Raw genomic sequence first — 17,234 nt, 5'->3', positions numbered from 1 at the left:
GTCAGAAACCACTTTCGCGCATCAATACCGCCAGCACATGAGTCGCGCCGTCGGCGAGCCAACTGCGCCGCTCACCCTCAATCTTCAGGTGCCCGCGGGTTTCGCGCAGGCTCGGCAACGGCTCATCGAGCTGAATCAACACCTGAAACAGCGCGTTGCTCGGGATCAGCGCATGTTCGGCATTGGTCGTCGGCACGGGCCCGCCAAAGCGTGACGACAACATGCGGTGCGATAGCTGACTGGCGCGGGTGCTGCCGATTTGCACGACCCGGCCGGACAACGGCGTGGTCTGGCCATCGGCATAGAAACGCACGTGATCTCCGGTAGCCATGCGGTGCACCTGATCCTGCGCGACATAAGCATCGACCTGCCAACTGCGCGGATCAATCAGCATACCCAGCGACTCCTGACGGCCGACCCATTGCCCGGCTTTCCAGTCAGGATTGACGTCTAGCCAAACCCCGGCAAACGGCGTTTGCAGGTTCAGCCGGGCGATTTCCGAGCGCGCGGCGCGGGCTTCTTCGAATTGCACGTTGAGGCGCTGGCGAGTCACGGCGTCTTCGGCCAGGCCGCCGGGATCGGCGATCAACCCGGACAGCCGCGCCTCATAGCTGCGCGCACTGGCTTCGCTGGTTTGCAGGCGCGAGGCGATGTCCGGTTCGTCCAGGGTAATCAGGGTTTCCCCAGCCTTGACCGGGCCGTGCGGGTGAATCGATTGCAAGCGCGCCGGGTAGGGCGCATACACGCGCAACTGGTGCTCGGCGCGGGCCACGCCGACCGCATCGATCTGCGTGCGCCATGGCATCGCCAAACCCAGCAGAATCAACAGCAGCATCGCGTAAAACGCCACTTTGCGCCGGCTCGGAATCGCCGCGCGGTTTTTCCACCAGTGGCCCAGCTCGCGCATCACGGGCAGGGCGATAAACCACGACAGTTCGACCATGAACAGGAAAATCCCCAAGAGCTTGAAGAAAAACAGATAGACCGCCAGCGCGATCCCCAGAAACAGCACCAGCCGATAAACCCAGGTGATGATTGCGAAGGTCACCAGCAAACGCCGCTGACCGCTCGGAAACGTTTCCGGCCAGTCTTCCTGCAAGCCCAACAGATTGCGCCGCAGGGTGACGCGCGCCAGCGCCGAAGCGCGTTCATGCAGGTTGGGAAAGTCGAGCAAATCGGAAAGGATGAAGTAGCCGTCAAAGCGCATGAACGGACTGGCGTTCAGCGCCAGTGATAACAGCCAACTGGTGGTTGCCAGATAGAGCAGGGCATTGCGCAATGCGCCGGGATCACACAACGCCCAGCCCAGCGTCGACAGTCCGGCCAGCGACAACTCGGTCACGATTCCCGCCGAAGCGATCGCCAGACGTTGCCGTGAACGGCTGAGTTTCCAGCTCTCACCGGTGTCGGTGTAGAGCATCGGCCACATCACCACAAACGCAATGCCCATGTGCCCGACGCGCAAACCGAGCCGGGTCGCGACCAAGGCATGGCCGAGTTCATGCAGGGTTTTCGCGACGATCAGCGCTAGGGCAAAACTGAACAGGCCCTCGGTGGAAAACGACTCGACCACCGCGCTGGTGAACACATCCCACTGCTGCAACACCAGAATGATCCCAAGCAGGCTCAGACTCAGCACGATAATTCCGGTGAGCGGATGAAACAGCCAACCCAGCGCTCGCGCCAGGTATTGCAACGGCTGTTGCGGGCGCAGCAGCGGTATGCGGAAAAACAGGTAATGGTGCAGCCACCAGCGCCAGGTCAGCCAACTGCCTTCTGCGCTTTTGTTCTTGAGCCGTTCAAGCGCAGCGGGACCGGCGCGCAGCAACTGATGCTGTTCAAGGAACTGGCGAAAATCGAGGACTTGCTCGACATCCGGTTTCAGCGCGGTGCCTTCGGCGATCTGCTCGCTGATCTGACGCGGCGACTGGCCCCAGCGCAGCAGGCACTCGAATTCCAGCCAGCCGATGCGGTAGAAACGGTTGATCACCGTGTCCTGAATCACCCACGCCGGTTCGCCGTTGCTGCCGTTGGCTGCTTCGCTCAGGCGCAAGTCTTCGCGCAGCGGCGGCACCGGCAGATCGGCCGGGTCGAGCATTACCAGCCGCTCCAGGCACGTAGCGTCGCCATGGGCCGGCGCAGCAGGTAATAACCGAGCATGACTCGCCCACCGTAGAGCTTCGCCGTGCCGTGCAGGCCGAGGCGCGCATGTTCGGGGGCGCCCTCAATGCTGGCGAGCAAGCGGTAGGCGACCACACCCTCATCGCTGGGCCGCGCCTGATAACTGGTTTCCAGAATCTGCCCCTTGAGGGGCGTCAGCGGATAGGCGGTGAGAAACAGCGTGACCTCGGCGCCCGGTTCCAGGGCGATGGCATCGGCCACGGCCAGTTGAATCAGCATGGCCGGTTGCGTCGGGTCAGCCACTTGCAGGATGCGCTCGCCGGTCACCACCGGTTTGCCCAGCCAGTCATTGGGGTCGCTGAACACCGCGACGCCGGCCTTTGGCGACAACACTTGTGTACGTTTCAGTTGCGCCTGCACCGCTGCCAACTCAGCCCGGCGTTGCTGCGCGCGACCGGCGAGCAAGGTCAGTTCGCTTTTGCTCTGCGGGTTATCGAAGGCCCGTTGGCTGGCTGCCTGCAACTCGGCATCTGCCACCGCGACCTCTTTGCCGAGCACTTCAGCGCGGCTGCGCAGGGTGGTTTCGTCCAGCGCAAACAGAGGTGTGCCAGCCTCCACCGGTTGATTGGGTCGAACCTGTATCTTTTCGATCACGCCATCAATCGGTGAGCTGATGATCTGCGCCTGCCGCGAAACGATTTCAGTCGGCGCCAAAGCCGTTTGCCGCACCGGCAACAGCAGCAGGGCCGCGAGCACGATCAACACCAACAGCAGTTGTTTGCGATTGGGCCGCCAGCGCCGCAAGCCCTTGCGCCGGGTCAGCGCTGACCAACAATAGGCCCAGGTGCTGACCAGCCCCTTGAGGTGGTGCCACAACAGCGCCGGCGGTTCCTGCTCCAGCAACAGCAGCAATAAGCCCAACCGTTGATTGTCGCGATCCTGCACTGGCACGCACCACAGCCCCGACGGCCACCATTCGTTCCAGCCTTCGGCGATGTCCAGCGGTGGACTGGCGCTGTCCTGGGACAGCCACACCGGCTCTGCATCGGGTACTTGCGCCGCGACCCAGCGACTGGCGCGCCGCAGCCACACCAGATAGGGCGAGTCTTCGCTGGGCCGTGACAGCCCCGAGACGTTCAACAGCTCCAGCGATGACTCACGCTGGGCGAACACCAGCGCCTGATGAAAGGGCAGCAGCGGGTACAGGTCGTTGGCCATGCTGAACGCCAGGCTGTTCAGCGAGTCAGCGGCCATGGCTTTATCACGCAGCGCATCGAGTTCGAGCAGCAGGTGAGGGTGAGGCAACGGCTCGTTCATGCTCATGGGCGCGCGTCTTGCTCGAACTGCGCGGTGCCGCTCATGCCGGCCATCAAGTCGGGGTACTTGTTGTCGAGCTTCGCTTCCAGTTCAACGGTTTGCGCTACTGCATCGACGCGTGAGTTGATGCCGCTGACATGGGCCGGATAGGTCTTGCCGGTTTCATGGATGCTGACCTGCAGCGGCAGGCCGGGCTTGAGGGTTTTCAGCAGGTTGGACGGTACGTTCAGGCGCACCTTCAGTGCACCGTCACTGACCAGATCGAACAGCGGCGTGCCGGCCGTAACCGTTTGGTAAGGCTTGACGTAAACCTTGGCCACACGCCCGGAAAACGGTGCGAGCACCTGGCAGTAACTGCTTTGCGCCGCGCCCATGGCCCGCGCGCCGTCGGCCTTTTGCACTTCGGTGTTGGCCATCGACACTTCGATATCGCCCACCGCGTTGAGCTGGCGCAGTTGTTGTTTGGCCTGCAGGTTCTGTTTGGCCATGGCCAGCTCCGCCGCCGCGACTTTCGCGCGCGCTTCGGCTTCATTGCAGTTGAAGCGGGCGAGCAATTCGGCCTTGGCGACCTGTTCGCCGAACCCGGCTTTCAGTTCGCCCAAGGTGCCGGCCATTTGGCTGGACAGGGTGGTTTCCAGTTCGGCGGCGAGCAACACGCGAATCGCACTGGCGCTTTCCAGTGTGGGTGCCGAAGTCGTTTCTTCAGCGTGGGCAGGGACGATCAGACTGGCCAACAACAGGGCCCCGAAACGGCACTCAAGGGCGATTTTGCGCATTCGGCGTTCCTTGCGAAGTGGCAGCGAGCAGACGTTGTTGTTCTTGTTCGTTCAAGGTGCGCTGGATTTCCCGGGCCAGGGTCTTGATGTCGTGTTGCGAGATTTCCTTGGGCAGCACGTCCAGCCCGACCGAGTTGTACATCCGCCCCCATGCGGCCTGCGCACTGGAGAACGCCGCTTCACGCTGATAACGCGAGAGCAGATAACGTCCCTCGGAGCGAATCACTTCCAGTTCCGAGCCCAACGCACCGGTTTTCGCCGCTTGCGCATAATCGAGCAGGCTGCGATCGACGCGCAGGCTGTCTTCGGCAAACTCGACCTCCTGCCGCGCCAGTTGATAGCGCAGGGTGCCGACCCGCACTTGGGTGAGAATCGCCATCGACAGCGCCACGCGCCGGGTGTCGTCGGTTTCGCTCTGGGATTTTTCCGCCGCGTTCAACGACGGCAGTTGCAGCAGACGAATCAGGTTCATCGACACTTGCAGACCGGTGCTCATCCAGTCGTTGTTGTAGAGGTATTTGTTGGAATCGTACTTGTAGCCGAAATCGACGCTGACGTTCGGCCATAGCTGCGCCTTGGCGATCTCCAGATCCTTTTGATTGACGCGTTTGCGGTACCACTCTTCCATGATTTCCGGGCGATTTTCCAACGACAGCTGTTCCAGCCGCGCCATGCTCTGGCGCACTTCCGGCAGCGGCGGGTCGGGCATGTCGGCGAGGATCATTTTCGAACCCGGCGGCAGCGACATCAGCGCCGATAGCTCGGCTTGAGCGAACTCCAGATCCTGGCGGCGCACGGTCAGCAAGTAGATCGAATCGAGCAGCGCGCGCTGATAGGCGAGGATTTCCTGACGCGGCAGCAGGCCACGGGTTTCCGCCTGGCGGGCCGAGGTCAGTGCGGTGTGGGTGCGCATCAGCAGTTTGTCGACTTCCGGCATCAAACGCTGGGCGCCGAGCGCCCGCCAATAGGCATTGCGCACGTCCTGCAGCACGTTCTGCGCGACTTTGCGCCGGCGCTCTTCGGCCATGAGGATCTGGTCGGATTTCTGCTGGGTACGGTAATACGCGACGCCAAAATCCAGCAGACTCCAGCTCAAACCCAGACCGTAGACTTCGCGATAGCGTTCTTCGGAGGTCGATGGACGCAAGCTGACCTGACGGTCTTCGATGCCGATCGAGGTGCCGCCGGAATCATTGTCACGCCCGGCATAACCGGCCGAGGCAACCAGACGCGGGAGCATTTCATGGCTGGAAACATCGCGCAGGTCCGAGGCAAGCGCGCTTTCCATGAGTTTGAGACGGTAGTCGAGGTTGTATTTCAGGGCCCGCGCGGCGGCTTCGTAAAAGGTGATCGGCGCGGTGACCGGCTCCTGACCGGAATACATGCGTGACTGGTCGGCGATGATGCGTTGACGGTTTTCTTCGTCGGTGGAGGGTTTCGGCTCCGTTGATGAGCAAGCACTGAGCAACAGTGCAGAAGCGATGGCGGTACTGAGAAGCCGGTTCGCGTGTAGGCGCATGTTCATTCCTTTGCATTCTTCGAATTTTTCTTCAGGTCGACCGCTTTACCGTGGCGTGCGCCGTTGCGCTGCATCGCGCAATTGCGCGCTGAAGCCCTTGGTCCGTGGTTTTTCATGAGGCTTTTCTGCGTGTGCCGGGCTGTGTGTCAGGTCGGCCGGGTTCAAGGTGAACAGCGACGGGTCGCTCAACAAGCCATCGGCGCTCAAACCGGTACGGCCCTGACGCCCCTGAATCCACAGCAGGTCCAGTTCGCTTTCGAGGCGACTGGTACGCACCGCTTGCGCGACGAATTGCCCCGGCACCAGGCCCAGACCATTGCCCACTGATTCGCTGGTGAACTCGCCGACCGCCGCCAGTCGCAGGTTGCTGCCATCGACGCCCCAGGCTGAGAGTTCGGAGATTTCAGCGGCGCGCTCGACCACCGGGGTGACGAAGATTGCCGGCTGTGGATCAGGAATCAGCAAGTTGCGGTTCAAAGTGTTCGGATCACGCTCGAAGTTATTGCCGCCGGGTGCCGGTATGAACGGCGTGGCGATGTCGAGGGTGATCACCAGTTCGGCCTGATCGCTGGCGCCGGCACGGTCGTTGATCGTGTAGGTGAACACGTCGCGCAGAATCTGCCCGAGGCCGGCGGCGGCGAGTACGGAAGGGTTGTTCTGATCGATGGTGTAGGTGTAACTGCCGTCGGCGTTCAGTACCAGTGTTCCGTACAAGCCAATGATCGGCTGGCCAATCACGCCCTCCGTGCCGGAACCGGCTTCAGCACCGGTGCGTACGCCGACCACTACCAGACTGTCATTGCCGTCGATGTCGCCATCGTTGGGCAGCACGTTGCCGGTGGTTTGCGGGGCAGGGGACTGATCGCTGGCAAACCCGCTGTCATTCTGCGCGACCGGTGCGTCGTTGGCGCCCTGAATGACCACCGTCAGCCGTGCGTCCGAGGTCGCGCCCGCCGCGTCGAGCATGCGATAGGTGAAGGTTTCGCTGAGGGTTTCGCCCGCAGTGCGCAAGGCCTGCACCACGGGATTGTTGTTGTCGATGACGTAGGTGTAACTGCCATCGGCATTCAGCGTCAGTTGCCCGTAGAGACCGATCAACACCTGTCCGGCACCGGTTGACTGGCCGGCCTGATTGCTGACGCTTTGCACCTGTTTGCCTTCGCCATTGGCGACGCTGTCGACATCCGTATCGTTGTCCAGCACGTTGCCGGTGGCGTTGCTGCCCGGCGTGCCGTTGTTGACGCCTCCGGCTTCGATCGCCGTGGCGCTGTCATCGGTGGCGACTGGTGTGTCGTTACGGCCATCGACGGTGATGCGCAATTCGGCGGTACTGGTGTCGCCCCAGCGATCGACGATGGTGTAGGTGAACACTTCATTCAGGGTCTGGCCGCTCTGACGCAAGGCCTGTACGGCAGCAAGGTTGTTGTCGACGGTGTAGGTGTAGCTGCCGTCGGCATTGATCAGCAAGTCGCCATACAAACCGCGCAACGAGGTGCCGACGCTGCCGACCGCGCCGATAGCGTTGACGGTGCCGGTGTGAATGCCGATCACCGACAGCGGATCGCTTTCGGCATCGGTGTCGTTGTCCAGCACATTGCCGCCGGGGTTGAGACCGGGTTGATCGTTGTTGCTGCCACCGGCCTCGATCGCCGTCGCTGTGTCGGTGTTGGCCACCGGTGGAATGTTGCGCCCGCGAATGATGATGTGGATTTCCGCCAGATCGTTCTGCCCGCCACGGTCGCTGACCTGATAGGTAAAGCGCTCATTGAGAAATTGCAGCGGCCCCAAAGCCAGCACCGCCGCATTGTTCGAATCGAGGTTGTAGGTGAAGCTGCCATCGGCGCCTATGATCAACTGCCCGTAGAGTCCGTTGATCAGCGTGCCGTTGCTGTTGTCGGTGCCAGCCGTGACCCCGGCCAGACTGCCGCCGGCGTCTTCCGTGCCGAAACGAATGCCGGTAACGGTCTTGCTGTCACCCTGGTCGACGTCGGTGTCATTGGGCAGCACGTTGCCGCTTGGGTTCACGCCATTGCCCTTGCCGTTGTCCGCCACGGCCAGCACGGTATCGTTGGCCGCGACCGGCGCATCCCAGGCGCCGTCGATGCGAATGCTCAGTTGCGCAGTGTCGGTGGCCCCGGCGATGTCGCGCAGGCGATAGGTGAAGGTTTCCACCAGCGAATCGCCGACTTTCAGCGCCTGCACGGCGGCGAGGTTGTTGTTGACCACGTAGCTGTAAGTGCCGTTGGTGTTGACGGTCAGCGTGCCGTACAAACCGTTGAAGGTCTGTGCGCCGGCAACGGTGGTGAAGGCACCGCCGGCCGCTTCGCTGCCCGTGCGGATGCCGGTGACCAGTTTGGCGTCGTTGGCATCGACATCGTTGTCGTTGTTCAGCACATTGCCGCTTGGGTTGACCCCGGGCGTGCCGTTGAACGTTCCGCCGGCCTCGACCGCCACGGCACTGTCGTTGCTGGCGATCGGGTTGTCGTTGGCCCCGCGCACGGTTATGGTCAGCGTCGCGCTGCTGGTGGCGCCGGCCAGGTCGCGGATCTGATAGGTAAAGGTTTCGGTGAGGGTGTCGGCATTATTGCGCAGCGCCTGGACCAGCGGATTGAGGTTGTCGACCACATAGCTGTAGCTGCCATCGGCATTCAGGGTGAGAACGCCGTAGGTGCCATTGAACCCGCTGCCGATCAGGCCCACCGACGAGCCTTGATTGACCCCGATGACACTGAGCACTTCGCCGTTGCCGTCGACATCGCTGTCATTGCTCAGCACGTTGCCGCTCGGATTGGTGCCTGGCGTGGCGTTGTTCAAGCCGCCGGCCTCAACGGCGGTGTTGCTGTCGTTCTGCGCGATCGGCGTGTCATTGCGTCCTTGAATGGTGATGTTCAGCGTCGCGCGATCGCTGGCGCCGGCGGCGTCGATCACCTCGTAGCTGAACGCGTCGAGCAACGTATTGCCAGCGCGCAAGGCCTGCACGGCGGCCATGCTGTTGTCGAGGCGATAGCTGTAGCTGCCGTCGGCATTCAGCGTCAACCAGCCATAAGTGCCACGCAATTCGGTGCCGAGAACGCCAGCGTTACCGGTTCCGGCTTCGCTGCCAGTGCGCACCGAGGACACCGCGCGGGTCTCGCCATAGTCGTAATTGGGGAGATCGCCGGGGATTTCGCCGCCGTCGACGTCGCCGTCGTTATCCAGCACGTTGCCGGTGGGATCCTGGCCGGGCTGGCTGTTGTTCAGGCCTCCGGCCTCGATAGCCACGCCGGAATCATCACTGGCCAGCGGGTTGTCGTTCTGCCCGCGGATCAGCACGATGATTTCCGCGGTGTCGGTTTGCGGTGTAGCACCGACGCCATCGCTGACGGTGTAGGTGAAGCGCTCGGAAAGCAGATCGGCGCTGCGGCGCAAGGCTTGAACGTCAGGGTTGCTGTTGTCGACTTCATAGACGTAGCTGCCGTCGGGGAAAATCGTCAGCGTGCCGTACAGCCCGGCAATCACCGTGCCGCCGAGATTCACCGCAATCGGTGTGCCCGGGTCGCCGCTCGCGCCGGACTTGATCAGCGTGACCGTCAACGGGTCGCCATCGGGGTCGGTATCGTTGGCCGTGACGTCGCCCGAAGGGTTGACGCCCGGCGTCAGGTTGTTGATCCCGCCGGCTTCGGTGGCAACGGCGATGACGTTTTGCGCCACGGGTGGATCGTTGACGCCGTGGACGGTAATCACCAGTTGCGCGGTGTCGGTCAGGCCGGAGGTGTCGGTCACGCGGTAGGTGAAGAACTCGGTCAATGTCTGCCCTGGCGCCAAGGCCTGGACCGCCGCATTGGTACTGTCGACGTCATAGAAGAACGAGCCATCGGCGCCAATGCGCAAGGTGCCGTAAAGGCCTGTCACCAAGGTGCCGTTGGCTGAGGTGGTGCCGGTGGCCACACCGCTCAGCACGTCGACGGCCGGGTTGTAACTGGCTTCGCTTTTGTTGATCACGCCATTGACCAGCAACTGGCTGCTCGGCTGGTCATTGGCATCGACGTCCTGATCGACGCCGTTGCCGCCGGGTTGGGTGATCGGTCCGGGGCGGCTGGGGAACTGAATCACGTTGCCGCTCGGATTGCTTTCCGAGGCTGCGCCATTGCTCGACGCGGCTTGTGCCGACGCCGCATCATCGCTGGCAACCGGGTTGTCGTTGGCGCCCTGAATGACGATGCGCAGTTGCGCGACATCGTCGAGCCCACCGGTATCGGTCAGCCGATAGCTGAAGAACTCGACCAATTGTTGACCTGCGCTGAGCCGCTGAACCGTGGCGTTGCTGTTGTTGACCACATAGCTGTAAGTGCCGTCGGGATTGATGGTCAACGTACCGTAGAGCCCGGCAATCGCCGTAGCGCCGCTGACAGCCGTGAAGTTGCCAGAACCGGCCTCGGCCACCGGGCGGATGCCGGTCACGGTGCGGGTTTCGCCATTGGCGGCGCTGTCGACGTCCTGATCATTGGTCAACACATTGCCGGTGGCATCGCTGCCCGGTGTGCCGTTGTTGACACCGCCGGCCTCGACGGCCACGCCGTCATCGTCGATGCCCTGCGGCGTATCGTTGGCGCCCTGCAAGGTGACAGTCAGCGTGGCCGTCGAAGTCTCACCGGCAAGGTCCGCGAGCACATAATTGAAGTTGTCCTGCAAGGTCTGGCCCGACACGCGCAAGGCCTGCACGGCCGCATTGTTGTTATCGACGACATATTGGTACGAACCGTTGCTGCCAATCACCAACTGACCGTACAGGCCATTGATCACGGTGACACCGAGCACCGGCGTCTGAATGCCGGCGCCGGGGCCGACCGAAACCACGTGCAGTTGGTCGGCGTTGGTGGCGATGTCGACGTCGGTGTCATTGCTCAGCACATTGCCGCGTGGGTCGATACCAGCGGAAGCGTTGTTGCTGCCGCCTGCCTCCAGTGCCGTGGCGCTGTCGTTGACACCGACCGGGTTGTCATTGACGGCGGCGAGGACGATTTGCAGGGTGTCGGTGTCGGTTAGCGCATCGGCGGCCGTGCCGGGAATGCCGTCGCCATCGGCATCGCCATAGTTGCCCCGGTCGTTGCTCAGTACGGTCAGGGTGTCGGTGCCATTGAAGTTGGCATTGCCCAGATAACGCAGGCTGGCCAGCGCGGTATTGATATCGGCGAGGTTGCCGGTCAGGGTCATGCTCGCAGTATTGGCCCCGCTTACCGTGACGCCCGGCACTGTCGCGCCGAGGAACAGTGTCCCGTGAGTGACCGTGAGAATGACGCTGATGGCGCGGTCGTTGACGTTCGGATCACGGCTGGCATCGACATCGGCAACGCTGATGCCGCCGATATTCAGCACCACGTCTTCCAGGCCGTTTTGCGTGCCGGGGAGGGTGTTGACCGGCGCGTCGTTCTGTTCGACGTAACCGGCGTTGGCGCTTTGCGTGTCGGCATCGCCCAACGTGATTGTGATCTGGCCGAGAGTGCCGGCATCGCTGTCGACGCGCACGCGCAGATCGCCCACCGGTTGCGGGTAACTGACCAACCCTGCGGGCACATCGATACGGAACACGCCCAGCGGCAACACGCCGAAGCGGTACTGGCCGTTGGCATCCGTGGTGGTGGTGAATTGCAGGTTGTCGGCAGTAGTGTCGAGGCGGCCGTCGGCGCCGGCCCAGGTCAGGGTCACTATTTGCCCGGCCAGACCGGCGCCGTCCGGTGTGGCGCTGGCGGTCGGGCTGGCGGTGTCGTTCCACAAGGTGCCGGTGATCACGCCAAGCCCGGCGGTGTCGCGCAAAATGTACTGGTTCGGGCCGACGGCGCTGCCGTCGCGCTCGCCGGTGGCGGTACCATCGACCCCGACGCTGTTGCCGCCCCAACTGGTGAAGTCTTCGGGCAGGCTGCTCCAGGTCAGTGTCGCGTTGCTGCTGGCGATAATCGTCGAGTTCGGCAAGTCGACCGAGTAGCGCACCTGAATCTGCGCGCCGACATTCAGTTGATCGAAGTTGACGCTCAAACCGCCGCTGGTGCTGAAGCTGATGCCCGCCGGCAGGTTGCCCGGGCCGTAACTCACGCCATTGATACTGACGCTGAGCAGGGTGTAATTGCTGCCGCCGGCAAAGCCGTCGCTGACGCGCGCATCGAACGCCGGCAGGCCGCCGTTCTGGGTAAAGCTCAGTTGCACCGTCGCGTTGCCGGTGCTGCCGGCAGGGTTTGGGTTGAACGCGACAATCTGCTTGTCGAGGCCGCTGAAGCTCGGCTCGACCACCCGTTCAAACACCGTGTCACTGACCGCACGCCCGGCACCGTTGACGATTTCCTGTGCGGTCACCGCCAGTTGCGCGCCGGCAATGTTGGCGGCGATGTTGGTCACACGCACGTTGAACTCGATCGAGATGCCTTCCAGATCGTCGTCGTTGCCATTGCCGTTGACCACGTTGCCGAGGTTGAACGTCACAACCTGGCTGCCATCGGGGTTGGTGACGACGGTCAGCCGGCTGGGGTCGAAGATGCCTTGCGGCGCCAGACCCGACAGGTCGGCGGTGATCGGCAGGGCCTCGGGGCTGTTTTCGTTGCCGTCGATATTCAGCGTGCCGCCGACGATCAGGTTGGCGTCGCTGGTCAGCCCGCCGTTGGAAATGAACGCAATGCGCAGGGCATTGACCAGCGCATCCGGGGAGATGAACTGCAAGCCGTTGGCCAGGGTGATTTGCACCTGATAGTTGGGGTTGTTGCCTTCGGGCACCAGCACCACCACGCGGTAGCGAATCACTTCGCCGACGGTGACTTGTTCGACGGTTGCGGAGGTCGGGTTCGGCGCCGCCGTGTCCGGCAGGCCACCGACACGGGATATTTCGATGGCCTGAGCCACAGGAATCAACAAAGTCGACAGGTTACGGTAATCGTTGAGCGTGCCGCCATTGAGCACGCCATCAACGCCGGTACGTTCGCCGGCATTGCCGCCGTCGAGGCTGGTCCATTGCACGCTGGCGACGTTGGCGATGTTAGATAACGCTGCGGCGCTGGCATTGACGATGCCGCGCAGTTGCAAAACGATGCTGCCGCCCTTGGCGATGTCGATATTGGCGCCGCTGGCGGTGCGCAACTGGCCGCCGACGATTTCGAAGGCAACCCCGCCGTTGTTGGTGGCGCCGTTCTGATACAGCACGCCGACCAGCGTGACGTTGCTGAGCTGGGTCGGCAGGGTGTCGAGGAAACTGATGTCGAACGCACTGAAATCGGTGCTGCCATTGCCGTTAGTGATGGTGATATTGAAAGTCACCGTGTCGCCCTGGTCATAACCGCCCAGGCCCGAGGTCGAGGTGATCACCTGATTGATCTGCAAGGTCGGTTCGCGCAGGGTCACGGTGGGTTGGCCACCGCTCAGGGCAACGTTGCGATCCAGCGTGACCGCACCGTTCGGCGTGTCGCCATCCGGGTCGTTGTAAACCAACTGTGCATTGTTCTGCAGCGAGACGTTGGCCTGATTGGCAATGACGTTGTTGGCCACCAGTTGCAGACGAATCACGAAGGTGTTGTTGCCGGTCTGGTTGTCCGCCGAAACGCTGGAAACGCTGAAAGTCCAGCGTCCATCGACCCCGTCGCTGCCCAATGTACCGCCGATCCCGGCGAAACCACCGACCAGCACGCTGCCGGCGAAATCGGCGCCGAGCGCGCCACTGCCGGCGCGGGTGGTGATGATCTGGTAGCCAAGGCCACCGTTGAAACTGGTGTCCAGGCGCATGCCCGGCGGAATCAGGTCTTCGATGCGCAGGTTTTGTGTGGTGCCTTCGGGCAGGGTGATGACAATGTCGTAGCGCATGCTTTCGCCGACCACCAGATCGCTGCCATTGGTGTGGCTGGCGCTGGAGTCGCCATTGTCCAGTGTGCCGTCGGCAAAGACTTTGCTGATGACCGGCGCGGCAATCTGCTGGCTGGCCAGATCGGTGAGGTCGGTCGGGGTGAAATCGGTACCGCCGTTGACGCTGGCGTAATTGCTCAGGGTCGCGGTGGATTGCAGGCTGCGACTGGCCTCAATGGTTGCGCTGACCACGACGTCATAGCTGATTACCACGACGTTGGCGCCGCTGGTATCGGCCGCCGTGCCGCTGCGCCCGGCCAACAGACTGGCCTGGCCACCCGCATCAAGAAAGGTGATCTGGTTGCCGCTGACGCTGTAGTCGGTGCCCAACACCAGCAGCGTGCCGTCGCCGCGATAAATCTGCAGGTTGGCCGCCGCCAGGCTGCCGCCGACAAAGCTCAAGCCAGAGGGCAGGGTGATGCTGGTGCTGACGTCAAATGCGCCGCCACCACCGCTGTTTTCAATCGCCGTGACCAGGCGCAAACGGTCGGCGCCGTCGATATTGCTGATGTTGCCGTCGACCGCCGACAGGTCGGTGACGTTGCCATTGAACGGCTTGCCGGTGATGCCCGGCGGATTCCAGCTGCCGCTGGTGCCGGTCACCGTGCCGTTGGAACCGGACACCACGCCGTGCTTGATATTGAGCACCGGCTCGGCGACCGACACGATCGCGACAACGTCGGAGGAAATCAGCGTGCGGTCGGTGAGGGTGGTCTGCTGGCTCGATTGTGCGAGGACGTCGAGCGAGCGCTGGTCGGCAAATGGCTGATCGCCGACCCGGACCGTGAAGCGAATGACGATGCGGCTGCCGGTGGTGGTGTTGGTGGCAAAACTGCCGAAATCGAACACCACCGAGTTGCCGTCGGCGCTGGTGACGCTGACCACACCGCCGGCATTGGTATTGCCCGCGCCCAGTTGCCACTGGCCGACATCACTGCCCGAGCCCCAGGTGATCCCGCTGACATTGAACAGCGGCAGCGGCAGGTACGCGGTGAGTTTGAACTGCTCGTAGTCGCCGGTGATCAAGTCGTAGCTCAGCTCGAAGGTCACTTCATCGCCGGGGCGCAGTTCACCGTTGCCCGGCGGTGCGCCGTTATTGACCTCGACCAGATTGATATCGACGTTGCTGGTAGGGATCACGCTGGTGGTGGTGGAACCATCGGTTTCGCTCTCGCCCGTCAGGTTGAAGCGATCGACCAACAGCGTGCCGTCTACCGTGGCGGTGTTGCCCAGTTCGTCACCTTCGTTGATGTCCGGGTGCGGGTTGCCTGAAGGCGGCTTGTAGGTCTGGCCGACGATGGCCGAATAGCTCAACACCGCGACCACGGCGCCCTGCAACGTGTCGTCGAAGGCCAGGTCGCCATTGAGCCAGCCGCGAATGTTGTTGAACGCATTGCGCAGCGACTGGGCGATATCGAACACCATCGAGGTGCTGCCGTCGGCATTGTTCACCACGCTGGTGACCAGGGTGATGGTCTGCGCGACACCGTTGATCGTCACCGTCAGGGTCGGCGTGCCGCTGAGGGTCTGGCCATCGCTGAGTTGGTCGCGGATGACCAGTTGGCCTTCGTTGAAGAAGTCCTTGCCGAAGGCAAAGTAGTCGGAAATCGCCAGGTTCAGGGTGTATTGCAGGGTGTCGCCGGGGCTGATGCCGCTGTGGCCGATGTCGTTCTGCATCGTTGCGGTTTTCAGCAGCGTGATCGATTTGGCGATGAACTGTGTGCTCTGGCCGGTGCCGCTGAAATCGATGGTGGTGTTCGGTGCGGTGACGTCGCGAGGATCGAGTGGCACCCATTGCCCCGAAGCCGTCGGCGGGCCCAGGGTCACGGTCACCGCGTCGCCGGTGACCGGGTTGATCACCGGTTGACCGTTGGCGTCGACTTCCGGCACGTAGAACGCGACCACGGTGTCGGTCTTGCCGGTGAGGCTGGCGTACTCCACGGTGAACGAATTGATGTAGACGTCGTTGGCCGCAATCAGCACAGCGATTTGCGCAGCATTGGTTACCACGGTGCCGTCGTGCAGGGTGATCGAGGTCAGCCGACCGCCAGCGCCGGGGGTGATCGAGTTGACCTGGATGTTGTCGGGCAGGGGTTGGGTGACGACGACGTTGCTCAACGTCTGGCCCGGCGCGGGCGTCGCCGACAGGGTCAGCGTGCGCACGTAGTTGGGGCCGGTGGCGGTTTCGCCTTCCGGGGTATTGATCGTTTCGCTGACGGTAATCACCGTCGGGTGCACGACGAAAGCCGCAGTGCCGGCCTGGATCAGGCTCGGATCGTTGGTCGGGTTGTCCAGCGCGTCATTGCCGAATTCGAAGCCGCCACTGGCGCGGATGGTCAGGTCGGGGCTGCCATTGGAAAACGCCGTGTCGGCCAGATTGCTCAGGCTGGCGGTGATCTGCACGCCAATCACCGGTTGCTGGTTGGTGACGCTGGCGAAAGGCAACTCGATCACCACCAGTTTGTCGCCGGCGCGCATGCCGTAGGTGGCGGCGTTGATGATCAGGAAGTTGCCGTTGGCGTCTTTGGCCAGTGGATGCGTGGCGTTGCCATTGGCATCGAAGGTCACCACGTGACTGATGAGGTTTTGCCCAAGGTAGGTGGCCGAAATGAAATTGACGCCGTCGTCGCCATCCTTGCCGGTGACCGGCATCGCCAGGTTGATGAATGGCGCGTAACCCACCTGGGTCGAGGTGTTGCTGAAGTTCACGGTGAACGTGAAACGGTCGCCAAGCAGTACATCGCTGCCGCCGGTGGACACCGTCGCGGTCGGCGCGGCATCGGCCAGCAATCCGTCGAAATGCGCCATCGCGAGGCTGCTGATGGCGATGCTCTTGTCGAGGTCACCGACGCGGGTTTCCAGGGTCCAGTCGCCGCCGGCCTTGCTGCTGCCGGTGTCATTGCTGGAGGCGCCGACATCGGCGCCGGTCCAGCGTGCCAGTTCGCTGACCAGGGTTTGCCCGGCCGCACCGGCGCCGACATCGCAACCGTAGAGCTGAATGTCCGCGCCTTGGGTCAGGTTGTTGCGCCATTGTCCGAGGGTCTTGCCCAGCGAGTCGATGTTGTCCGAACTGACCGTGCGGTTGCCCAGGGTGAATTGCCCGGAGGCGCCGTGGGACATGATCTGGATCGAATCGACCTTGCCCAGTTGCGCCAACGCCGCAGAGATCGCCGCCAGACCGTCTTCGCCGACATTCACCACAATCGCGGTGACATTACCCGGCAACTGCGCGACCAGTTGATCGCGGTTTTCAATGCGGCTGTCGATCACCAGCAAACTGCGTGCAGCAGAGGGTGCTGGCTCGCTGGCGCGGCCCTCGGTGGGCGTGCTGTGAGGAACCTGGGCGTCCACGGCGGCCGGTGGCGCGGCGGGATCGCTGTGATGTTGATCGGCGGCCGCCGAAGCGGCGGCGCCGTCGAACAGAATTCTCGGTTCCAACGCCAGTGACTGACGTTGCGGGCGCCAATGGGCGCCGGACAATCCATTGCGTGAACCTTGCATGATCGGCCTCGTACTGCCTGCTGAATCCATCCAATGAGTACCGACGCCGGGCGACGGACAAATTCAGCGTAGGACGTTTCTTACGCTTTTCCAGCGAACTTCAGGGACTTGCAACGGGGCGCGATAACAGCCTATTGCCATCA

General features: G+C 62.7%; 5 protein-coding genes. All 5 read right to left on the bottom strand.

What is annotated here, in order from left to right:
* Position 1: 1 nt before the first annotated feature.
* Genes ACM6JQ_RS17195 through ACM6JQ_RS17175 form a run of 5 tightly spaced genes read right to left on the bottom strand, consistent with a single transcriptional unit; the run spans position 2 to position 17,091 of the window.
* Positions 2 to 2,098, bottom strand: coding sequence for an HlyD family efflux transporter periplasmic adaptor subunit (locus ACM6JQ_RS17195; protein ID WP_414894293.1), 2,097 nt, complete (start codon positions 2,096 to 2,098; stop codon positions 2 to 4).
* Positions 2,098 to 3,444, bottom strand: a complete 1,347-nt coding sequence (locus ACM6JQ_RS17190; protein ID WP_414894292.1) for an efflux RND transporter periplasmic adaptor subunit — start codon at positions 3,442 to 3,444, stop codon at positions 2,098 to 2,100. Before ACM6JQ_RS17190 ends, ACM6JQ_RS17195 begins: the two co-directional genes overlap by 1 nt.
* Positions 3,441 to 4,214 carry an efflux RND transporter periplasmic adaptor subunit gene (locus ACM6JQ_RS17185; protein ID WP_414894291.1) on the bottom strand — a complete coding sequence of 258 codons (774 nt, stop codon included), beginning with the start codon at positions 4,212 to 4,214 and terminating at the stop codon, positions 3,441 to 3,443. The genes ACM6JQ_RS17190 and ACM6JQ_RS17185 overlap by 4 nt, the downstream gene beginning before the upstream one ends.
* Positions 4,195 to 5,733 carry a TolC family protein gene (locus tag ACM6JQ_RS17180; protein ID WP_038361564.1) on the bottom strand — a complete coding sequence of 513 codons (1,539 nt, stop codon included), beginning with the start codon at positions 5,731 to 5,733 and terminating at the stop codon, positions 4,195 to 4,197. Before ACM6JQ_RS17180 ends, ACM6JQ_RS17185 begins: the two co-directional genes overlap by 20 nt.
* Positions 5,734 to 5,778: 45 nt before the next feature.
* The gene (locus tag ACM6JQ_RS17175; RefSeq protein WP_414894290.1) at positions 5,779 to 17,091 is read right to left on the bottom strand and encodes a VCBS domain-containing protein; all 11,313 of its coding nucleotides are present in this window, start codon (positions 17,089 to 17,091) and stop codon (positions 5,779 to 5,781) included.
* Positions 17,092 to 17,234: the final 143 nt, after the last annotated feature.

The organism is Pseudomonas sp. IT-232MI5, assembly GCF_949767845.1.
Taxonomy (GTDB): domain Bacteria; phylum Pseudomonadota; class Gammaproteobacteria; order Pseudomonadales; family Pseudomonadaceae; genus Aquipseudomonas.
This window is presented reverse-complemented; position numbering and strand designations above follow the sequence as displayed.